General features: G+C 73.7%; 16 protein-coding genes. 3 read left to right on the top strand and 13 right to left on the bottom strand.

Annotated features, from left to right (window positions below; all coding sequences use genetic code 11):
- Position 1 precedes the first annotated feature (1 nt).
- The 7 genes from EDD29_RS32450 to EDD29_RS32420 form a co-directional block, all read right to left on the bottom strand.
- The gene (locus EDD29_RS32450; RefSeq protein WP_123668086.1) at positions 2-1,456 is read right to left on the bottom strand and encodes a zinc ribbon domain-containing protein; all 1,455 of its coding nucleotides are present in this window, start codon (positions 1,454-1,456) and stop codon (positions 2-4) included.
- A 139-nt stretch (positions 1,457-1,595) separates the two neighbouring features.
- Entirely contained in the window at positions 1,596-2,207 is a 612-nt protein-coding gene (locus EDD29_RS32445; protein WP_123668085.1) for a PASTA domain-containing protein, read from the bottom strand.
- 170 nt (positions 2,208-2,377) lie between these two features.
- On the bottom strand, positions 2,378-4,081 hold the full coding sequence (locus EDD29_RS45870) for a TRAFAC clade GTPase domain-containing protein (RefSeq protein ID WP_246053115.1): 1,704 nt from the start codon (positions 4,079-4,081) through the stop codon (positions 2,378-2,380).
- A gap of 6 nt (positions 4,082-4,087) precedes the next feature.
- A complete protein-coding gene (locus EDD29_RS47840) occupies positions 4,088-6,640 on the bottom strand; it encodes a GAP1-N2 domain-containing protein (protein ID WP_123668084.1) in 2,553 nt (850 codons plus the stop codon).
- Positions 6,640-7,815, bottom strand: a complete 1,176-nt coding sequence (locus EDD29_RS32430) for a TRAFAC clade GTPase domain-containing protein (protein WP_123668083.1) — start codon at positions 7,813-7,815, stop codon at positions 6,640-6,642. The genes EDD29_RS47840 and EDD29_RS32430 overlap by 1 nt, the downstream gene beginning before the upstream one ends.
- A 2-nt stretch (positions 7,816-7,817) precedes the next feature.
- Complete coding sequence (locus EDD29_RS32425; protein WP_123668082.1) at positions 7,818-10,391, bottom strand: SaeA-related protein; 2,574 nt, start codon at positions 10,389-10,391, stop codon at positions 7,818-7,820.
- 15 nt (positions 10,392-10,406) lie between these two features.
- Complete coding sequence (locus EDD29_RS32420) at positions 10,407-11,990, bottom strand: Hsp70 family protein (protein ID WP_123668081.1); 1,584 nt, start codon at positions 11,988-11,990, stop codon at positions 10,407-10,409.
- Positions 11,991-12,099: 109 nt separating this feature from the next.
- Here EDD29_RS32420 and EDD29_RS32415 point away from each other — a divergent pair, with 109 nt between their 5' ends.
- Positions 12,100-12,564 (top strand): helix-turn-helix domain-containing protein, encoded by a 465-nt coding sequence (locus EDD29_RS32415; RefSeq protein WP_148086166.1) that lies wholly within the window; start codon positions 12,100-12,102, stop codon positions 12,562-12,564.
- A gap of 202 nt (positions 12,565-12,766) precedes the next feature.
- On the opposite strand, the gene grpE is transcribed toward EDD29_RS32415, so the two are convergent.
- Positions 12,767-13,309, bottom strand: coding sequence for a nucleotide exchange factor GrpE (grpE, locus tag EDD29_RS32410; protein ID WP_170201674.1), 543 nt, complete (start codon positions 13,307-13,309; stop codon positions 12,767-12,769).
- 127 nt (positions 13,310-13,436) lie between these two features.
- Here grpE and EDD29_RS32405 point away from each other — a divergent pair, with 127 nt between their 5' ends.
- The gene (locus EDD29_RS32405) at positions 13,437-14,066 is read left to right on the top strand and encodes an ACT domain-containing protein (RefSeq protein ID WP_123668079.1); all 630 of its coding nucleotides are present in this window, start codon (positions 13,437-13,439) and stop codon (positions 14,064-14,066) included.
- Positions 14,067-14,089: 23 nt separating this feature from the next.
- Here the strand turns inward: EDD29_RS32405 and EDD29_RS32400 are convergent, their stop codons facing one another.
- A complete protein-coding gene (locus tag EDD29_RS32400; protein ID WP_123670811.1) occupies positions 14,090-14,872 on the bottom strand; it encodes an acyl-CoA thioesterase domain-containing protein in 783 nt (260 codons plus the stop codon).
- Positions 14,873-15,135: 263 nt separating this feature from the next.
- Here EDD29_RS32400 and EDD29_RS32395 point away from each other — a divergent pair, with 263 nt between their 5' ends.
- On the top strand, positions 15,136-16,242 hold the full coding sequence (locus EDD29_RS32395) for an acyl-CoA dehydrogenase family protein (RefSeq protein WP_123668078.1): 1,107 nt from the start codon (positions 15,136-15,138) through the stop codon (positions 16,240-16,242).
- On the opposite strand, the gene EDD29_RS32390 is transcribed toward EDD29_RS32395, so the two are convergent.
- The 4 genes from EDD29_RS32390 to sbnA form a co-directional block, all read right to left on the bottom strand.
- Entirely contained in the window at positions 16,239-16,571 is a 333-nt protein-coding gene (locus EDD29_RS32390; protein WP_123668077.1) for a YnfA family protein, read from the bottom strand. The genes EDD29_RS32395 and EDD29_RS32390 overlap by 4 nt on opposite strands.
- Positions 16,572-16,591: 20 nt before the next feature.
- Positions 16,592-18,124 (bottom strand): OmpA family protein, encoded by a 1,533-nt coding sequence (locus EDD29_RS32385; RefSeq protein WP_123668076.1) that lies wholly within the window; start codon positions 18,122-18,124, stop codon positions 16,592-16,594.
- A 109-nt stretch (positions 18,125-18,233) separates the two neighbouring features.
- Positions 18,234-19,259 (bottom strand): 2,3-diaminopropionate biosynthesis protein SbnB, encoded by a 1,026-nt coding sequence (gene sbnB, locus EDD29_RS32380; RefSeq protein ID WP_123668075.1) that lies wholly within the window; start codon positions 19,257-19,259, stop codon positions 18,234-18,236.
- Positions 19,260-19,371: 112 nt separating this feature from the next.
- A complete protein-coding gene (sbnA, locus tag EDD29_RS32375; protein WP_123668074.1) occupies positions 19,372-20,328 on the bottom strand; it encodes a 2,3-diaminopropionate biosynthesis protein SbnA in 957 nt (318 codons plus the stop codon).
- Between the last annotated feature and the right edge of the window lie 8 nt (positions 20,329-20,336).

Here is a 20,336-nt window from a genome sequence, read left to right as displayed (position 1 = left end):
CTTAGGCGGGGTGTCCGCAGTAGCCGCAGAAGCGGTGGGCGGGGCCGCGCCGCATGCCGCACCGGGTGCAGTAGGCGGGCCGGTCGGCGGGTCCCGGTTCGCGGGGCCCGGGGTGGGCGCCGCCGCTCGGCGTGCTCGGCGTGCTCGGCGTGCTCGGCGGGCCGGGGCGGCGCGGCGGCACCTGGCCGGGGTCGGACCTGTCGACGGTGGTGAGCGGGGCGGCCGGGAGCGGGACCGAGCCGACGAACGCGGTGACCGCCTCGTCGGGGGAGGGGCCGCGCGGTTTGCGCAGCAGGAGCACGCCGAGGCCGAGGGCGGCCAGCAGCAGCACGGCGGCGCCGATCGTCCATGGGGTGAAGAAGGCGGGGCCGCCGCCATCGGCGTCGGGCCGCTTGGCCTCCTTGTCGGTGCCCTTCCAGGCGCGTGAGTCGCGCAGGTGGCTGAGCGCGACGGCGTGGTCGGGGCGCAGCTTGAGCACCTGCTCCAGGACGGGGATCGCCAGCGAATAGGAGCGGTCGTGGTAGTGCGCGAGCGCGGTCTCGAAGACGACGTCCAGGGGGCCGCGGTGCGCGCTGACGTCGGCCGACTCGAGGGCGGCGAGGATGTCCTCGACGGTCGCGAACCTGGTCTCCGCCCCGGTCAGGCTGACCAGCCCGATGACCTCGCTGTGCGCGTCGTCGATGACCGCGCCGCCCGTGCCGTCGGCGGTGATCTGGCGGGCGATGCGCTCCCGGTCGTCCTTGAGGAGGGTGCGGGAGCCGGGCGGGTCGAGGTGGGCGACCTCGACGGTCGGGGTCACCTCGATCGACGGGCGGCCCTTGTAGGTCATGATGTCGAGCGCTTTGATCTCGCCGCCGTAGGCCTTGGCCAGGGGCAGGGTCGGCAGGTCGACGTCCTTCGTCCCGCCGGTGACGCGCAGGACGGCGGGCGCGGACGGGTCGGCGCCGGTCTTGAGGATCTCGGCGGGATATCCCTCATCCGAGGGAGGATCGAGGAACGGGAAGACCCGTACGGTCGGCGTGACGACGGCGGTGCAGGTGGAGTCGCTGCGTTCCGGCGGGTAACAGGATTGGAGGCGGAAGTCGAGGTCGCCGGTGCCCGCGGTGTGCCGCGCGAAGTCGGCGGGGATCTTCTGCTCGTAGTACTCGGCGAAGACCCGGTTGGCCGCGTAGACGGCGGGGTCCTCCTCGCTGTCGACGGTGCCGGTGGCGGTGACGATGACGCCGTCGGGGGTGACGGTGAAGCCGCTGCCCGCGCCGAGGGTCACCTCGTAGCTGCGCTTGAACCGCTTGAGCGCCGCCCTGTCGTCCAGCAGGGTGACGTCGACCTTCGCACCGACCTCGACGCGGACCGCGCCGGGGGTGACGCGGTCGGTGGAGCCGTGCGGGTGTTCATGTGCCTGGACGGGCGGAGCGAGCAGGAGGAGCAGGAGCATGACGGGCAGGAGAGTGCGCATCGGGCGGCTCCGGGCGGCGCGAGGGCCGGGTCGGCGGACGTCTGTGTCAAGCATCCGCCTATTCGGCACAGGAGAACTGCGTCGTATGACGGGAAAGCTCAGGGTTAGTGAGATCTCACCTATCGGTAAATGTCGGGATCTATGGCGTGGGTTCAGAGCCCGGACCGGCAGGCTCCCCGACGGCCACCCGGACGGCGCTGCCCCCGGCGACCTCGGTCCCCGGGGCGGGGTCCTGGCGGGTGATCGGCCCCCGGGATCCGGCCGGCTCCAGCCGCAGGTCCATCTTGCGCAGCACCCGCGCGGCGTCCTCGGCGTCGACGCCGAGGAGGTAGGGCACCGCGGCCCGGGAGGGCGTGGCGTCCTCTTCGCCGCTGCCGTTCGACACATAGAGGGTGACCGGGGAGCCTTCCCCGACGGGGGCGCCCGCGCTGGGCGCGGTGTAGACGATCACCCCGGCGGGCAGCGAGGAAGGCACCCGCGCCACCCCGCCGACCGCCAGCCGCCGCTGCGCCAGGGCCTGGGTCGCCTTCAGCAGCGTCAGCCCCTCGACCTTGGGGACGGTGCCCACTCCCGGAGGCCGGTCCGCCCCGCCCGGCCCGTCGACTCCGACGAGCAGCGTCACGCCCAGGATCAGCGCGACGCACACGCTCATCGCCCCGGCGAGCAGGACCATCGTCTTCTTGGACATCTCGGCGGGCGCCTGTTCGGCGGGCGCCTGCTGCTCGGGCACCGGATCGGTCTCGGCGGACATGGCAGTCCTTTCCCGGACTGGGTCGGGGAGCGGGGGCAAAGAGGACCTCGCCCTGTTCGACTCCCCTCCGCCCCCTTCGGTTCACATCCCCCCGGCGTCCCACCCCCGCCGCCCCGTCCCGATCCGGACGCACCGGCGGGCGCTCGGTCGGAACCCTGTCGGGACGGGGGTCAGGGGAGGAGGTGGTGGAGGGTGAGCAGGGAGGTGGCGAGGGGGATGAGGGAGAGGGTGGTGAGAAGGGTCCAGCGGCCGGCCTGGTGGCCCAGGGGGACGAAGTCGGGGGTGCGGCCCTTGGGACGCCAGGGGTCGCGGAGGGGGAGGGCGGGGGGAACCTCGGAGAGGTCGGGCGGGAGGTCGGGGATGAGGGCGCCGCGGGCGGAGAGCGTGAGGCCCGCGACCCAGCCGACGAGGTCGGCGAGCGCGGAGATGGGGGCGTCCAGACCCGAGGGGAAGACGCGGACCTCCTCGGCGAGCTGGTCCAGGGTGCGCAGGGTGTTGCCGAGTCCGAGGGAGTCCAGCCACGCGCGCGGGTCGGCCCGCACGTCGCGGCCGACGGACGTGCCGAGGAGCAGATCGGTCTTGGTGACCACCACGGCGACCCGGCGCTGCCTGCCCCGGTCCTTGCGGGAGCGGAGATCGTTCAGCACCCGCTGGAGGGTGTCGGAAGGGTCCTCGTCCGACGGCGCCTCGCCGGAGGTGGTGCGCAGCCTCGCCCGTTCGTCCTCGGTGAGGGAGCGCTGCACCTCGGGCAGTGCGAACGGGTCGAGCACGAAGACGAGGGCCTCGCTGTGGTCGAGGTAGCGCAGCGCCTCCACCGAGGCGGCGCCGGTGAACAGCTCGCCGGCCGGGTCGAAGAGGTAGAGGATGCGATGCTCGTGCGGGAGCTCGGCGTCGACCATGGTCGCGAGGGGAAGCTCGGGCCCGGTCTTGGCGAGCCGTCCGCCGCGCGCGAACTCCGCGACCGCGCCCGCGTACGCCTGCTGGTGGCGCTGCTCGACGAACGCGACATGACCCTCGATCTCGCGGGACCGCGCGTGCAGCGCCCGGATCGCCAGGAACATGAAGGTCGTCTTGCCCGCCGCGGGGCCGCCGATGAACGGCACGGGCTCGACCCTGACCCGGCCGATCCGGTCCGGAAGTCGTCCGGCGCAGTGCGGGCAGTGCGCGGTGAGCCGGTACCTGCCGAGCGCGACGGTCGTCGGCAGCCTGGCCCCGCACGCGCAGACGTGCCGGAACGCCCCGGCCGTCGAGGGGACGAGCCTGCCGTGCCGCCGGGTGCAGCGCGGGCAGACATAGACGGGCAGGCCGATCCGCCGGTAGCAGCTCGGGTGCGGGCAGGTCTGGAGAATCCGGCCGCGGATCGACAGCAGCCGGTCGAGCCCCGCGAGCAGCGCCACGCACACGAGCCACCCGGCGAGCCCGATCGCGGCGACGACCGCGTACAGGACGGTGAGGGCGGCGCCGATCAGCACGACCGGCACCGCGGCCAGCACGATCCCGCCGCACAGGGCGGCCCAGACGGGAAAGAGGAAGAACCCCCACCAGCCTCGGAGCAGCACCGTGGTGAGCCGCCGGACCGAGGCGTCGGCCATCCGGTGGACGCGCGGGCCGACCTCGCGGACCAGCGCCAGCCAGTCCCGCCAGACCTGGCCGACGAGGTAGTGCCGGTATCGGCCGTCCGACGGCTTCACGGGAGACAGGCCGGCGGCTCCGGCGGGCACCAGGGCCCGGCAGGCGATGACGTAGTAGTAGCCGAAGGCCGCGACGGTGACGACCGCGAGGGTGATCCCGAACAGAGGAGGAAAGACGTAGACGAACCCGGCCCACATCACGGCGGTCCACACCACCGCGGCGAGCACATAGAGGATCGGCACGCTTATTTACCCCCGCAGGTCTCGCAGTGCGGCTCGGAGTGTCTGATCGTCCCGGAAATAGGTCTCCAGCTGCAACATGGTGAGCCGTTTGCGTGTCAGCTCACGTGCCCAGCCGTCCAGCGGGGTGCCGGGGGAGCGCAGCGCGACCCCGACGAGGTCGAAGCGGCGCGCCCGGGTGCCCGCGGTCTCGATCCAACGGTGGACGAGGAGGTCGCGGACGCGGTCGCCGAGGGAGGTGAGGAGCGCGGCGCGGAAGCGGGGGGAGCGTTCGGTGAGCGCGTCGGCGACGGCCAGGAGGGTCGGTCCGGCCAGCGCGCCGTCGACGCGTTCCAGCGCGCGGGCGGCGGCCCGGGGGTCGCGGCCGGTGGCGACGTGCCGGGCGGCGAGGACGCCATCGGCGGCGCGGCTTCCGGGCAGCCGCTCGGCGAGCGCCAGGGTGGGCCCGCCGTGGATGCCGTGGCGGGCGGCGAGCGAGCGCAGCAGGTGCAGGGACACCTCGGACGCGGCGGCCAGGGGGATCCGGTCGGCGCGGGCCGCGAGGGCGTCGCAGACCTGGCCGGTGAGGACCTCGCGGCGCAGCAGCGCGCCGCCCCGTTCCAGCGCCTCGACGACGCCGGACAGCAGCGCGGGAAGCGCGCTGTCGCAGACCCGATCCAGCGCGCTCAGGACCGCCCGGTCGTCGGCGCCCTCCAGGGTGAGCCTGTGCGCGCCGCGCCGGGTCAGCTCGCCGACGACGGGGATCGCCAGCCGCTCCGCGATGACGGTGAGGTCGGCGAGCACGGTCAGGTCGGCCGCCGCCGCGAGTTCCCGCGACAACCGCACCGACAGCTCCGCCGGGTCCTCAAGGGTGAACTCGCCGAGCCGGTCGCGCAGCCCGGGGGAGGTGAGCACCAGGTGCGCGCAGCGGTCGCCCGCCGCCCGCGCCGCCCCGGGGTCGGGCGCCAGCCGGTTGACCGCGGCCGCCAGATCGAACCCGAGCAGGTCGGTCCGCAGCCGCTCCCACACCCACGAAGGCAGGTCCGGACGGCTCAGCAGCGGCAGCACCAGCAGCTGCGCCGCCTCGTCGACCCCGCCCGAGCCCACCCCCGCACCCGCGCCCTCTTCCCCCACATCGGTGACCCGCCCTCCGAGCCTCCCCGCACCACCCGCGGCGTCGTCCCGAGCGGACCGCCCTCCATCATGCTCCGGCCCGGTCGTTCCGTCCTCGCCGGAGGTCCAGCCGACTCGTCCTTCGTGGTGCTCCGGTCCGGTCGCGCCGGGGGCCCATGCGGACGGTCCTTCACGCGTCTCGGGTTCGCTCGCGCCAGGGGTCCGGGTGGAGCGTCCTTCGGGGTGTTCCGGTCCGGTGGGGTGAGCCGTGCCGGGCGCCCAGGCGGGTTCTTCGCGCTTCTCCGGCCCGGTCGGCCCGGTCGCGCCGGGGGGCCATGCGGACGGTCCTTCACGTGTCTCGGGTTCGGTCGTGCCGGGGGTCCAGGGGGTGGGTCGTTCGTGGGGGGCGGGTGCGGTGGTGACGGTGGGCCAGGTGGGCTGGGCCCTGTGGGGGGCGGGGGTGGGGCGGGTGGTGGTTTCGGGGGTCCAGGCGGTCCATTCCGTGGGGTGGTCCGAGCCTGGTGAGGGGGCGGTGGGGGGATGGGGTCCGGCGGGTTCCGGGGCGGTCGGGTCGGGGGTGTCGCGGGGTTCGGCGGGTTCCGGGGTCGGGGGGGTGCAGAGGGAGGTGAGGATGGCGGCGGCGTCGGGGGTGGCGGGGGTGAGGCGGGCGAGTTCGGAGAGGGCGTCCAGGCCGTCGAGGTCGTGGGCGCGCCAGAGGGCGGTGACGGCGGTGGCGTAGGGGGTGGGGGTGTGGGGCGGGGCGGGGCGGTCGAGGGGATGGGCGGGGTGGTCGGTGCGCTGGGAGGCCCAGACGTCGGGGGTGGTGCCGACGAGGCGGTGGGGGGAGGTGACGGGGTCGGCGGTGTAGGTGGTGAACGAGAGGGCGGCGGCGGTCTCGACGGGGAGGGAGTAGGCGAGGACCGCGAACCAGCGGACGATCTCCTCGACGTCCGGGCAGACCAGGATGATCCGGTCGGCGGAGGTGTCGAGCAGCCAGGCGAGCCGGGCGTAAGGGTCGTGGTCGAGGGCGGCGAGCCAGTGGCACAGTGACTCGGGGTCCAGGGTGTCGCCGGGGGGCGGGTCGTCCAGGACGGGCAGGGCGCCCGCAGGGGCGGCGGCCCAGAACGGCGCCCGCCAGAACTCGATCGGCCGTAGCCCTTCGAGTTCGTCGGCGTCGGCGAGGACGGCGTGCGCGAGGAAGTTCCCGAAGCGGCCCGAGTAGTCGCGGCCGAGGTAGCGCGACAGGACGAGCAGCCGCCTTCCGCCGATGACGTCGTAGCTCAGCGCCTCGGGGAAGCCGGCGATCTCGGCCGCGTCCGGGGCGGGCGGCGCGTCGGGCGGCGGACGGTAGCCGAGGTAAGGCGAGACGGCCGCTTCCGCGCCCGGAGGCAGCCCCGGGGAGGACGCGGTGAACTGGAAGCCGGAGCGGGCCGCCGAGCGGGCCGAGGTGTAGTGGAGCTGCCAGGCCATCAGCCGTCCAGCATTCCGAACCGGTGCAGCAGCCACAGCAGCGGGTCCTCGACCCGGTACGGGCGGACCCCGCCGGGCGCGACCTCGTCGCCGCGCGGCGCGCCGCCGAGCGCGGACACCCCGAACAGCCCGTACTCGGCGTAGTGCTGCTCCAGGTACCTGTCGAGGTCGCCCGCGCCCCAGGTGTCCAGCAGCGCCCGCACATGGGCGTCGACGGCCTCCCGGTCGTCGGCGTCCAGCGAGCCCGAGCGGACCCGGGACCGCTGGAGCGCCGAGGAGGCGGGCAGCTCCAGCTCGTCGATCTTGGTGAGCGCGACCGCGATGGGCGTGCGCAGCCTGTCCTTGACGTCGAGGCCGTGCCGCTGGCGCAGGGGTTCGGTGACCCGGGCCAGCACGTCCAGCGGCTCGCTCTCCGCGCCGCCCGCGACGAGTTCGAGCGGATCGGCGAGGAACACGATCGCGTCGGCCGCCTCCAGGTAGCGCAGGTGCAGGTCGCGCACGTCGCGGCTGCGCAGGTCCTCGCCCGCGGTGTCGAACAGCACGAGGGTGAGCGCCTCGGTGCGGCTGCCGAACCTGCCCTTCACCCGCCGCGTCAGCAGGTAGACCAGGGGTTCGCGCGGCGCGGTGACCGCGCTCGGCGTGGTCGGCAGCAGCCGCTGCTGGTCGAACAGCGGGCGGGCGAAGTCGCGCTTGTACCGGTCGATGGTCCGGTCGTCGCAGGCCACGAGCGAGGTGCCGAGTTCGGTGCCGACCCGGTTGCGCAGTTCGTGCAGGAGCACCGCGATATAGGTGCTCTTGCCCGCGTTCTTCGCGCCGACGAGTGCGACGATCCGGCCGGGCGTGTCGCAGTAGGCGGGGGCCAGCTCGTGATGGCATTCGGGGCATACCCGGCGTCCGCTCTCCCGGCCGCAGTCCGGGCAGGACGCCCGCGCGCCGCGCCCGGTGAAGACCGGCGGCAGCATCGCGCCCGCCTGGCCGCCCTGGTAGGCGGCGAGCTCCATGTCGAGCACCGGGTCGCAGCCGACGCCGCGCCCGGCCCGGCCGAGGCAGCGGTAGGCGATCCGGTCCCTGCCGAAGAGCGCGAAGCAGTACGGGCAGGTCACGGCGTCCTTGGCGCGCGGCGGACGGCCCTTGGCGGGCCTGCGGTGCGCGCCGCGCACGCCTTCGGTTCGCATGTTCAGGCTCCCTGCTGGAGGCGGCGGACGGGCGGGTCGGCCAGGTCGACGGCGTCGCCGGTGAAGCAGCGCAGCCAGTGCGGGCCGCGCCGCCTGGGCAGCGGGACGCGCAGCACGGTCTCGCCCGGCAGATCCAGATCGTGCCACGACACGAGGTTCTCCCCGTCGCCGGGCGCGTGCGGCATCACCTTGCCGTCCCGGACGACGAGGTCGAGCCGGCCGAGCCGGACGGGCCGGTCGGGGGTGAGGGTGAGCACGAGTTCCCGCTTCCACGGCGGTCCGGAGGGCGCCAGGTCGTACCGGACGACGGTGCGCGCGCCGAGCGCGATGGTCGCGGCGGGCCCGGTGAGCACCGCCCCGGCGTGGTCGGAGGTGCCCGCGACGCCGATCCGCACCGCGGCGGTCTCCGGCACCGCGAGGTGCACCCCGCCGGCGGCGGTGTAGGCGGCCCGGGTGACGGCGACACGCTGGGCGCCGGAGTCGCCGATCTCGTAGGTGACGGCGACGGCCGCGGCGTCGCCCGGCCAGGCGAACCCGATCCGCACCTCGTCGCCGCGCCGCGCCGCGGTGAGCCCCTCGGGCACCGGGAGGTCCACATGGCGGCGGTGCGCCCCGATGGCCGCGCTCGCCCCGGCGACCGTCACCAGCAGCAGCACCCCGCTCGCGCCGGGCCGCACGACGAGGCCGCGCGCGTGCGGGGTCGAGTCCACCCGCTCCCCGCGCAGCTCCCGGACGGGCACGAGCGCGCCCTTCGGCCAGGGCGGGTCGCCGTCGAGCAGGAGCGCTTCGACGAGCCCGTGCTCGGGCAGGGCGAAGCCCAGGAGCAGCCGGTCCTGCCCGTGCGGTTCCGCGGTGAACTCCGGGACGGGGTCGGGCAGCGGATGCGGCGTCGCGGTGAGCACCAGACCGGGGGTCGTCGTCTCGATCTGCCCTTCGGGGTAGACGGCGTGGATCTCGTACCGGTGGGTCGCCCCGTTGACCACGGCCCGGTCGGTGAACCCCTCGCGGCCGACGGGGATCGGTACGCCGTCGCGGAACACCGCGACCCGGGACGCGCCGGGCGGGCACACCCAGCGGCCGGTGACCGTGCCGTCGCCCGCGGCGAGTTCGACGTCGGACGGCTCGGGCCGCAGCAGCACCGGCGCCGCCGCCGCGCCCGTGGACACCGCTTCGCCGCGCTTGGCGAACACCGCGTAGTACAGCGGCACGTTGACGGGCGGGGCCGGATCCGCCGCGGGCACGGGGTCGCCGTCGGCGGGGTCGGCGGGCGGGCGGCCGGCGCGCCGGACCACCTGGTGCGCGATGTCCCCGGCGCGGGAGGCCGAGGGCGTCCAGGTGACGCGGACCCGCTCCCCGTCGGCGGCGGCCCGGACCCCGGTCGGCGGCAGCGGCGGCAGCGCCCGGCGCCGCTCGCGCAGGCCGGGCAGGTCGGCGGCGAGCGCCGCGGCGTCCTCCAGCTTCCGCCAGGCGGCGTCGGCGTCGCCCCGGTCGGCCAGGTCGCCTGCCTCGGCCAGCAGCCGGGCGGCCGAGGCCACCCGGCCCTGCGCCTCGGCGGTCTCGGGCAGCGTGTCGCCGTCCGGCATGCTCTCGGCGAGCAGGGCCGCGGCGTGCGCCTCCCCGGCGTCCAGCAGCTCGCGCAGCCGCCCGCCGGGGCCGACGGGCGCGCCCCCCTCGCGGCCGATCGCGAACACCAGCCGCCGCGCTTCGCCCGTCTCGAGGCCGAGGCCGCGCACCGCGGCGTCCATGAGCGCCGCGTCGGAGGCGCGCTGGGCGCGGCGCTCGCGCAGCCGCGCGACGAAGTCGTAGGCGAGGAGGTCGTGCAGGAACCCTTCGCGCAGGGCGGCGCGCAGCGCGATGAGGACGGTCTCGGCATGGGTCGCGCTGGTGTCGCGCGGTCTTCGCGCCCACTCCCCGGCGACCCGCTCCAGCGCGCGGCCCGCGCCCGCGGGGTCGATCGGGACGCCGCCCGCCGACACCCCGCCGAAGAGCCGGACGCCGCCGATCCGGTCGCTGCCGAGCAGGAACGCCAGCAGATGGCGGCTGCCCAGGACGTGCAGGGACTCCCGGGCCTTGGCGTAGCCCGGGTAGGGCGCGGCGGCGGGCAGCGGGTCGGGCTCGTGCACCTCGACGCCGTCGATGCGCAGGAGCTGGTTCAACTCGGCGGCCGAGATCCCGCCCGCCTTGCCGATCGCCTCGCACTCGGCGGGCGACAGCAGCTTCAGCGTCCCGGCGGCGTCCAGCAGGCGGGTGCGCACCTCGGCGCGGCGCTGCGCGTTGCGCTCGTCGCCGCCGCGCAGCCGCTGCCGCAGCGGCCCGAGGTCGCCCTGCTCGGCCGCGGTGAACACCCCGGCGAGCTGCCGGTGCTCGGCCTCCAGCCGGTCGATGAGGCGGCGGTACTTGAGCTGGCCGCGCGAGCGCCGCCAGCACTGCCGCACCTCCTTGACCCGGGCGGTGACCGCCTCGGGGGTCAGCGGCTCGGCGAGCGCGTACCTGGCCCGCAGATCCTCCGGAGGCTGGTCCCCCGCCGCGCGGGCGGGGTCCAGCACCCGCTTCTTGTAGTCGTCGTCGAACGACACCGCCCGCGCGCCCGGTCAGCTCACCTGGACGCGGGACAGCGCCGCGCGGGAGGCCTCGACGTCGTCCTCGGTCATCCTGCCGACCTCCACCTGGAGGTCGAGGCGCTCGCCCGTCTCCTTCTCCTCGGCCGTCACGTGCAGGAGGCCGGAGGAGTCGAGGGTGAAGGTGACGGAGATGGGCCAGCCCGCCTGCTTGCCCGACGGGACGCGCACCGAGCCCGTCGCGATCTCGGTGTTGTCCGACGGCTCGGGCGACTCGACCGCGCCCGCCTGCTCCATCACCCGGACGTCGGCGGTGGTCTGCTCGTCGTGCACCGTGAAGAAGTCCGAGGTGCGGCCCGCGGGCAGCTCGTCGTTGGCGTGCACGAGGTGGATGACCTCCTCGGCCTGGGTGTCGCGGTTGAGCACCACGATCCCGAAGCCGCGCGAGGCGACGGTCTTGATCTTGCGGGCGGCTATCTGGCGCTGCTGCTCGGCCGACAGGCCCGCGCGGTTCGCCATCTCCTCGGCCTCCTCGCGGGCGCCCTCCTGGAGCAGCCTCCGGAAGGTCTCCTCGAAGGCGTACAGCGCGGCGCCCTTGGCGACGGCGAGGTCGGGGTCCTGGAGCTTGGGTTCGAGGTCGAGTTCGGCCGACAGCCGCGCGGAGACCGCGGGCATCTTGGTCGAGCCGCCGACGAGCACCAGGTCGTCGTAGTCGGTGACGCCCTTGTTGCGGGCGACCTCGAGGGTCCGGCCGGTGATCTCGATCGTCCGGTCGAGCAGGTCCTTGGTGATCTCCTCGAAGACCTCGCGGGTGATCTCCAGGGTGGCGACCCGGCCGCCGTGCATCACCCGGACGGTGTGCTGGGTGCGCGCGGTCAGCGCCTTCTTGGTCTCCTCGGCGTCGCGCCGCAGCTGCTGCTCGGTGATCTTGTCGTCGAGCGGGTCGCCCGCGTCGGGGTGCTCGGCGGTGAAGCGCTCGGCCAGGTACTCGACCAGGCGGGAGTCCCAGTCTGCGCCGCCCAGCTCGTGGTCGCCGTCGGTGCAGATGACCTCGATGTGGCCGCCGCGCAGCGCGATGACCGTGGTGTCGAAGGTGCCGCCGCCGAGGTCGTAGACGAGGATCGTGCGGTCCCGGTCGGGGTTGAGCACCCCGTAGGTGACGGCCGCGGCGATCGGCTCGGAGATGATGTCGATGACGTTGAGGCCCGCGAGCCTGCCCGCCTTGCGGGTGGCGTCGCGCTCGGCCGCGCCGAAGTACGCGGGCACGGTGATGACGACGTCGCGGGCCACCTCGCCCGTCACCGTCTGGGCGTCGTTGGCGAGCTTCACCAGGACGAACGCCGACAGCTCCTCGGGGTTGTAGCTGAACCCGTGGATCTCGCGCGGCACGTCGCGGCCCATGTCGCGTTTGATCAGGCTGACCACGTTGTCGGGGTCGATCACCGCGGTGTCCTTGGCCGTCGCGCCCACCGCCACGTTGCTGCCGGACTCGAAGTACACGACCGACGGCGTGGTGTCGGTGCCCTCGAGGTTGCGCAGCACGGTCGGCCGGCCCACGTCGTCGATGCTCGCGATGCAGGAGTACGTCGTGCCCAGGTCGATCCCGTATACAGCCATGTCCTTAAGTGTCCTCCGAGCCTGTCGATCAGTTGATGGGTTGAGATGCGCGGTCCGGGTTCCAGCGTTTCGATGACATGTTCGAGTTGCGGTGTGTAGCGTGACGGTCATGTCGCGGATGGTGGCGTTCTCGTTCACGCTCACCCCCACGGCCGCTCAGGAGAGCCTGTTGTGGACCGCCGGGGGGGCCGCCCGTGCCGCCTGCAACAGGGTCTTCGCGCTGGTGAAGGACCGGCTCGCCGCCCGCGGGGATGATCCCGCCGTGGTGGCGCCGTGGTCGCGGTTCGATCTGATCGACGCGGTGAACGCGTGGAAGCGGGAGGTCCTGGGCGCCGAGGGCCGTACCTGGCATCGGGATGTGCCCGCGATGCTGTTCGAGGAGGCCGTCACGGACCCGGCCGCCGGTCCGGTGGCGTTCTCGGCGTCCCGGTCGGGCGGCAGGACGGGGCCGCGGGTGCGGTTCCCGGTGTTCGAGAAGAAGAACCGCACCCCCGACGGCTTCCGGATCCGCAACAACGCCGCGATCAACCTCGCCAGGCAAGGACCCCACCTCCACGACCCTTCAAGGCCCTGAACAGGGCCCCGGACCTGCCGGCAGCGGGCCGGGTCATCAACGCGCGACCCGGGCCCCCGAACGACCGTCCCTCCTCAAAGGGCGCGGGCGCTGTCCGGGGATCGTCAACGGCGCGAACCCCCGCCGCCGTCTGAACCGGACGGCGAGTGGAGGACCCCCGAGAAGGGGGCCGCGCGCAAACGATCAGTTGGTACACAGGCCGTCAGTCTTCCCTGTACTTGCCGACGCGGACTTGCGCTCTGCGCACGACCACCTCCCCGCGGGCGAAGCCGTCCCGGCAGACCTCGACGACCCGGCCGTCGAGTCCTCTGTCGGTGACGGGTTCCACGCCGAGCGGGCGGTGGCGTGCGGAGTCATAGGGTTCGCCGAACTCGACCTCGAAGATCTCGACGCCGGTGCGGCCGAGTGCCTCGGCGAGCTCGTCGCCGATCATGCCGAGGAGGGGGGCGACGTGGGGGCCTTCGGGAGGCTCCAGCTCGGCTCGCCGCACGAGGTCGTACAGTCGATAGAGAGCGGCTCTGACGGGGTCGTGGAGCTGGTCGAGCTCGCCGCGCCGCAGGCGCTCGTTGTCCCGGTGCAGCCGGTCGATGATCTCTTCGCGGTGCCGCGCCCGCTCGTGCTCGCGCCCGATGTTCGCGGACAGCCCGGAAAGGGCCGCGCGGAGGTCGGCCAGGGTGGCCTCGGGCTGGCCCTCGGACTCGCTGTCTGGCGGCCTCTCGCGGGGGGCACCGGGTGTACTGGACACGTTGGAAAACCTTAACGGTCGGTTACCCGCCACGATAGGGCTTCTTGAAGAAGTGACACGTTCGGGTAACAGCACCGAAACGCTCATAGTGCAACAATAAGGGACGGAACGCTTACTGGAGGTGGCCATGCTGCTGCGCATTCGCGTGCGGCTCCCGGATCGGCCGGGATCGCTGGGCAAGGTCGCGCGCACCCTCGGCGCGGCGGGCGCCGACGTCGTGCAGCTGTCCGTGCTGGAGCAGGACGGCGGAAGGGCGCTCGACGACTTCACGGTGTCCTGGCCGACCGGCCTTTCGGCCGACCGGCTCATCGCGGGGCTCGACGCGGTTCCCGGCGTCCAGGTCGAGGGCCTGTGGCCGACGCTCGAGCCGCAGGGCCTGCACCCCGACGTGGCGCTCATCGGGCAGCTCGCGGTCACCCACGCCGACGGCCTGATGATCCTCGCCGACGCGCTGCCCGGGATCCTGTCGGCCGACTGGGCGGGCGTCGTGCACGTTCCGTCGGGCAAGCTCGTGCACGCCAGCCCCGGCGGCGAGACCGCCGAGGCTCCGGCCGACCTTGAGCCGCTGCGCCTGCGCGCCTTCCAGGCCGCCGACGGCACCCAGTTCGGGTTCGTGCCGCTGCCCGCGATCGACATGGCGGTGCTGGTGGCGCGGTCCAACGCGCCGGAGTTCCACACGTCGGAGATGTACCGGCTGGAACAGCTCGTGCACGCGGCCCAGGCCGTGCTCGGCGACCGGCTCTCGCTGCTGGGCTGAGCGGCCCGGCGGGAGCGCCCGGGTCAGGACCGCATCGGCGCGTTGCCGATCGCGGTCGTGTTGCTGTGCCCGATCGGGCCCTTCGCGTCGTAGACCACGCAGTGCCCCGCGGCGATGCCGTCGGCCGAAAGGTGGCCGCCCGCCTCCAGGCCGATGACGTCGCCCTCGGGCAGCCGCGCGAGGTGCAGCGTGTAGTCGGCGTTGATGAAGGCGAGGTCGCCCGCCCCCCAGTGGGTGAGGGGGCTGGCGAGGTCCGCGGCGAGGACGGCCCGGACGAACGGGCTGAGCGGCTCCGCGTCGACCAGGGCGCGGATGTCGCGGACCCAGGCCCGGCGCGGCGCGGCGCCGGAGGACTGCCAGGAGCCCTCGTCGGCGGGCCACATCTGCATCGGCATGGGCGTCCCGTCGAGCGACGGGCCTTCACCGGGCGGCGGCACGTCCCAGGCGGGGCGCTCCCAGCCGCCGCCCGCCGCGGGCTGGGCGCCCGCGCGCAGCAGCACGCAGCTCGCCCGGGCGACGGGTCCGGCGGGGCCGCTGACGACGGCGTCGACGACCCGGATGCGGCGGCCCTCCCGGACGGGGGTGGCGGTCACGCGCAGCGGGACGAAGCCGGTGTTCTTGAAGAGGTCCACGGTGACGCGGGCGGGCCGGAGGCCTTCGCCGAAGCCGGCGCGCTCGATCGCCCGGGCGGCGAGGCCGCCGAGGACGCGGCCGTGCAGCATGTCGGCCGACCAGGGGCTGCGGGCGGGGGGCAGGGGCAGCAGATCGTCGCCTGCGGTGCTGAAGAACGGTTCCACCCGGGCCATCATGCCCTGACCGAATGCGATTCGGGTAGTGCTGTGGTTCGGGTAGTGCGGGTGTCCGTGAAGCGGGGATTTACGGCCTCCGGCGCCACCGCGCCGCGGCGCCGGATGGCCGTATACCCGAGAACCTACGGGCTCGGGGTGATCGTTTCCGTTTCTCTGCGGTGAATTCGCGGTTACGTGACCAATGGGAGACATGGGCGGTGGCTGTTAAGCTGTCGGCCAAGCGCTTGCTAGGTCAGTGGAATCGCCGATGGAGGTCACCGATGGACTGGGCGGTCACCGAGGAGCGGCGGGAGCTCGCCGCGGTCGTGCGGCGGCTGCTCGCCGACCACGCCCCCGACGCGGTCGTGCGCGGGCTCATGGAAGGCCCGACCGGGCACGCCCCCGCCCTGTGGGCGCGGCTGGCCGATCTCGGGCTCCAGGGCCTCGCCGTCCCGGAGGAGCACGGCGGTGCCGGATGCGGTTTCGCCGAACTCGCCGTCGTCCTGGAAGAACTCGGGCGCACCCTGCTGCCGTCGCCGTTCCTGCCGTCGGCGGTCCTCGCCGTGCAGGCGCTGCTGGCCGCCGACGACGCCGAAGCGGGCGCCGCGTACCTGCCGGGCATCGCCGACGGGAGCCTCATCGCCACGGTCGCGCTGCCGATGGGCGACGGGACGGGCGCCGGGATCGAGGCGGAGGCCGCCGACGGGGGAGCGTTCCTGCTCACCGGGACCGCGGACCTCGTCCTGGAGGCCCAGGTCGCCGATCTCGTCCTGGTGGCCGCGCGGACGCCGTCCGGGCCGTCCCTGTGCGCGGTCCGCACCGGTGCCCCGGGCGTCACGGTCACGCCGCTGCCCACCCTCGACCAGACCCGCAGGCTCGCGCGCGTCGGCCTCGACCGCGCGGAGGCCGCGCTGGTCGGCGCGGAGGGGGAGGCCGACCGGGTGCTCGCCCGCGTCCGCGACCTCGCCGAGATAGCGCTGTCCGCCGAGGCGCTCGGCGGCGCCCAGCACTGCCTGGACTCCTCGGTCGCCTACGCCAAGGTCCGCCACCAGTTCGGCAAGCCGATCGGATCCTTCCAGGCGATCAAGCACAAGTGCGCCGACCTGCTCATGATCATCGAGTCGGCCCGCTCGGCCGTCGCCTACGCCGCGGGCACCGCGGACGCCGCCCCGCCCGCCGACCTCGCCGTCACCGCCTCCCTCACCAAGGCGCACACCGCCGACGCCTACTTCACCGCCGCCTCCGAGATGATCCAGATCCACGGCGGCCTCGGCTTCACCTGGGAGCACGACGCCCACCTGCACTTCAAACGCGCCAAGTCCACCCAGCTCCTCTTCGCCACCCCCACCGCACACCGCGCGCGACTGGCCGAGCACCTGGCGCTCTAGGGCCGGGGCGCGTACATGATGAGGGTGACGCCGGCGAGGCAGACGAGGGCGCCGGCCAGGTCGTAGCGGTCGGGGCGGAAGCCGTCGAAGGCCATGGCCCAGGCGAGGGAGCCGGCGATGAAGACACCGCCGTAGGCGGCGAGGACGCGGCCGAAGTTCTGGTCGGGCTGGAAGGTGGCGGCGAAGCCGTACAGGCCGAGCGCGAGGATCCCCGCGCCCGTCCACAGCGGCCCGCGGTTCTCCCGCACGCCCTGCCAGACGAGCCACGCCCCGCCGATCTCCGCGACGGCGGCGAGCAGGAACAGGACGATCGAGCGCACGGTGGTCATGGGCGCGGAGTCTAGGACGGTCAGTCGATGGGGACGTCCTTGAACGTCCCGAAAGGCCCGGCGTCGAAGGTGACGGACGTGGTGGCCGCCGGAGGCGTCGGAACGTAGAAGAACCCCCGGTTGGCGGTGTCGGGGGCGACGAGGAAGGCGGTCTCCCCGGGGTCGGCGAAGAGCGTCCGCACCGGGCTCTCCGGGCCGAGGCGGACGCTGCCGTACCGCACGCCGGTGGACGGGTCGAGGACGGTGAACCCGCCGAACTCGCCGCCGTTGACGCCCCAGTAGCTGTTCAGCGTCTCCGTGAGGGGGTCCGGGCCGAGGTTGGTGATGTCGAAGACCGCCACCAGGTAGGCGCCGTCCCGGTAGAACGGCTTGACGTCGATCCTGCGCCGCGTCTTGAAGCCGAGCACGTCGACGTCGGCCTCCCTGGACGCGACGACCGGGCCGTCCACAGCGTGGAAGGGCGCGTTGACCGCGGGGGGCGGCTCCTGCGGGCGCAGGTCGTAGGAGACCTCGACGCGGCGGTTGCGGGCCCGCGCCTCGGCGGCGGCCGCCCCGCTCGGCCGCACCGCGGGGTCGGTCTCTCCCACGCCCTTGGCCAGGTACTTCCAGCCGTCGCCGAGCCGGTTCTTCAGCTCCTTGAGCACGGCGTCGGCGCGGCGCCGCGACAGGTCGAGGTTGTGCGCGGGGGCGCCCGTGTCGTCGGTGTGGCCGGTGATCGAGAGCTGGACGTCGGCGCGCGCCTCGATCTCGGCGGCGACGTCGTCGAGGATGTCGCGGGCGCGCGGTGACAGCTTCGCGGAGTCGATGGTGAACAGGACGTCGGTGCGCAGGCCCACCTCCTCGCCGTCCGGGCCCTTCCTGGTGGACTTGACGTCGGTCTCGGTCAGCCCGACCAGCGCGCGGGGCTCGGCGTTCTCCGGCTCCCCGGTGCCCTCGCGCAGCGGGAACGCGTACGTCTGCCCGCCGACCTGGTCGGTGGGCAGGGCAGGGGCGGGCGGGGCACTCGGTCCGGGCGTCCCGGCGCCGTCCGCGACGGGGATGCCGGTGAACTCCCCGGCCGTGGTGTTCGTGAGGACCGTCAGCGCGTCCAGGTCCGCGGGCAGCGCGGGGAAGGCGAGTACGTGCTCGTAGCGGACGCCCGGCCGGTAGAGGGTCTGCCGCGGGTCCGAGCCGAGCTGGAGGCCGCGCGCGTCGCGCAGCGGAAGGTAGGCCTGCCCGCCCACGGGGTCCAGCAGCGTCAGCGACATGTGGGCCCGGTTCGCGATGGCCGCGGCGAGGTCCGGGAACGCGGGCCGCTCCGTCAGGTTGGTGACGTAGAAGCGCAGCAAGGACCGGTCGGCGTAGCGCTCGACCGCCCCGACCTCCAGCCGGATCCGGACGGGGTCCACCGGCCCCGTCCACCCCTCCTTGGCGTAGACGACCGGCGCGGGGGAGGCGGAGGCCCCCGGCGCCGCCTCGGACGTCCGCGCCCCCTCGGGCTCCCCTCCGTCACTGCATCCGGCGACGACCAGGGCCACGGACAGGACGAGGGCGGTCTTCCGAAGGGAGCGCACGAGCCACAGCGAACCATTACGTTCCGCGCATTTCAACCATGCGGCCGGCTTCCGCACCGATCGGTCCGCCGGCGGCCCCGCGTCGAGGCGGGGCCGCGGGACAGAGGGGTCAGCCGTAGCGCTTCATCTCGTGGAAGAAGTTCGGGATGGTGGTGAGGTCGCCGGAGGCGGTGACCTGGGTGTGCACGTAGCGGGCCACCGCGAGGTCGAGGACGCCGAGGCCGAAGGGCGAGAAGATCACGGGGCGGTCGGCCGGGGGCGTGGTCTCGCCGGTGAGGACGTCGTAGAGGGTGCCGTCGACGAAGTCGCGGTTACCGGTCCGCTGCTCGGCCAGGTGCGGGGAGGTGTTGGCCTTGAGGCAGTGGTCGACGTCGTCGACGATGTTGTAGGCCGACAGGATGATCTCCGGCGAGAAGTCGCGCAGGGAGACGTGCAGGACCAGCGGGTTGTGCGCGAGCAGCGCGGGGTCGAGGATGTGCGGCTCGCCCGCGACGGTCGCCAGCACGATGAGGTCGCTGGAGGTCAGCAGGGACTCGACGGTGTCGTGGATCGTCACCTGGCCCTTCTCGGTGCGCTCCAGGTAGCCCTTGAACCCCTCGGCGTGCTCGGCCGACAGGTCGAAGACGCCCAGCTCGTCGAACTCGAGGCCGTTGCCCACGAGGTAGGTGTGCAGGTAGCGGGCGATGAGGCCGACGCCGACGAAGCCGACCTTGCGCGGGGTCACGCCGCGCTTCTCGGCGAGGGTGACGGCGGCGAGGGCGGCGCTGGCGGCGGTCCGCGCCGCGCTGATGATGCTGCTCTCCAGGCAGGCGAACGGGTAGCCGGTCCGCGTGTCGTTGAGGATGAGCACGGCGCTCGCGCGCGGGATGCCGTCGGCGACGTTGTCGGGGAAGCTGGAGATCCACTTCATGCCGTGCGCGTTCACCTCGCCCTTGACGCTGGCGGGCAGCGCGATGATCCGGCTGTTGGGCCGGTCGGGGAAGCGCAGGAAGTAGCTGTCCGGGTTGACGGTCTGGCCCTCGCCGTGCAGCCGGTAGGCGGCCTCGATCATGGCAGTCACCTGGCGCTCCCGTCCGTGGAGGGCGTTGTGTACCTGCTCCCCGGAGATGACGGAGAACTGGGGGGTCTGGCTCATGCGGAGGGCTCCTAGGAGATCGAAGGGGACGGCGCCGGGGAGGCGGTACCGGGGGAAAGGAGAAGGCGGGTTCCCTGGGGGGAGGGGAACCCGCCGGTCTGGGGGAGGAGGTTCAGGGAAGGTCGAGGGTACCGAAGTACTCCTTGAGCCAGCCCTCCTCGTAGATGGAGTCCAGGTAGCGCTCGCCGAGATCGGGCGAGACGGCGACCGCGATGGGCTCCTCACCGGGGTACTTCTCGTTCAGCCAGTGCATGGCCCCGCTGACGACGGTGCCGGTGGAGCCGCCGAACAGGAAGCCGGACCCGGCGAGCCGGTGGCAGGTGCGGATGGTGTCGGGCTCGGCGACGTGCACGACGTCGTCGATGTAGGACTCGTCGACGAGCGCCGGACGGGTGCTCGTGCCGAGGCCGGGCACCATGCGCCGTTCCGGGATGCCGCCGAAGGTGACCGACCCGACCGCGTCGATCGCCACGATGGTGACGGGCCGGTTGTGCTCCTTGAAGTAGCGGGCGCAGCCCATAAGGGTGCCGGTGGTGCCCGCGCCGACGAAGAGCACGTCGAGGTCGGGGAAGGCGCGCGCGATCGCCGGGGCGGTGTGCCGGTAGTGGGCGCGCCAGTTGTTGGGGTTGGCGTACTGGTTGAGCCAGACGTAGCGGCCGCCGGACTCGACGAGACCGCGCACGTAGCGGATCCGGCTCTCCAGGTAGCCGCCGTTGGCGTCCTTCTCGTCGATGACGCGGACCTCCGCGCCGAGCGCGCGCATCACCTGCTGGGACGTGGTGTTGCAGCGCGGATCGGTGACGCACAGGAAGCGGTAGCCCTTGGCCGAGGCGATCATGGCGAGCGCGATGCCCAGGTTGCCCGACGACGACTCCACCAGCACCGAGTCCGGCCCGATCAGTCCGCCGCGCTCCGCGGCGGAGATCATCTCCGCCGCGGCCTTGAGCTTCACCGAGCCGGCGAAGTTGAACCCCTCGCACTTCAGGAACAGCGGGGCACCCAGCACGGATCGTAGATCGACGTACAGGTCCTCGACGTTGAACTCCTGCGGGGAGCTGATAATAGGCACGTTGCCGA

This window comes from Actinocorallia herbida, from assembly GCF_003751225.1.
In the GTDB taxonomy this organism is placed as follows: Bacteria; Actinomycetota; Actinomycetes; order Streptosporangiales; family Streptosporangiaceae; genus Actinocorallia; species Actinocorallia herbida.
The sequence above is the reverse complement of the archived record's forward strand: the minus strand, read 5'-3'. Positions and strand labels throughout refer to the sequence as shown.

Bases quoted from the DNA above. Each gene is read 5' to 3' on its own strand.
- EDD29_RS32415 (WP_148086166.1), top strand. From the start codon at position 12,100: ATGTCGCGGATGGTGGCGTTCTCGTTCACGCTCACCCCCACGGCCGCT.
- sbnB (WP_123668075.1), bottom strand. From the start codon at position 19,259: ATGAGCCAGACCCCCCAGTTCTCCGTCATCTCCGGGGAGCAGGTACAC.
- EDD29_RS32395 (WP_123668078.1), top strand. From the start codon at position 15,136: ATGGACTGGGCGGTCACCGAGGAGCGGCGGGAGCTCGCCGCGGTCGTG.
- EDD29_RS32405 (WP_123668079.1), top strand. From the start codon at position 13,437: ATGCTGCTGCGCATTCGCGTGCGGCTCCCGGATCGGCCGGGATCGCTG.
- EDD29_RS32390 (WP_123668077.1), bottom strand. From the start codon at position 16,571: ATGACCACCGTGCGCTCGATCGTCCTGTTCCTGCTCGCCGCCGTCGCG.
- EDD29_RS32450 (WP_123668086.1), bottom strand. From the start codon at position 1,456: ATGCGCACTCTCCTGCCCGTCATGCTCCTGCTCCTCCTGCTCGCTCCG.
- EDD29_RS32400 (WP_123670811.1), bottom strand. From the start codon at position 14,872: ATGGCCCGGGTGGAACCGTTCTTCAGCACCGCAGGCGACGATCTGCTG.
- EDD29_RS32420 (WP_123668081.1), bottom strand. From the start codon at position 11,990: ATGGCTGTATACGGGATCGACCTGGGCACGACGTACTCCTGCATCGCG.
- EDD29_RS32445 (WP_123668085.1), bottom strand. From the start codon at position 2,207: ATGTCCGCCGAGACCGATCCGGTGCCCGAGCAGCAGGCGCCCGCCGAA.
- EDD29_RS32430 (WP_123668083.1), bottom strand. From the start codon at position 7,815: ATGCGAACCGAAGGCGTGCGCGGCGCGCACCGCAGGCCCGCCAAGGGC.
- EDD29_RS47840 (WP_123668084.1), bottom strand. From the start codon at position 6,640: ATGGCCTGGCAGCTCCACTACACCTCGGCCCGCTCGGCGGCCCGCTCC.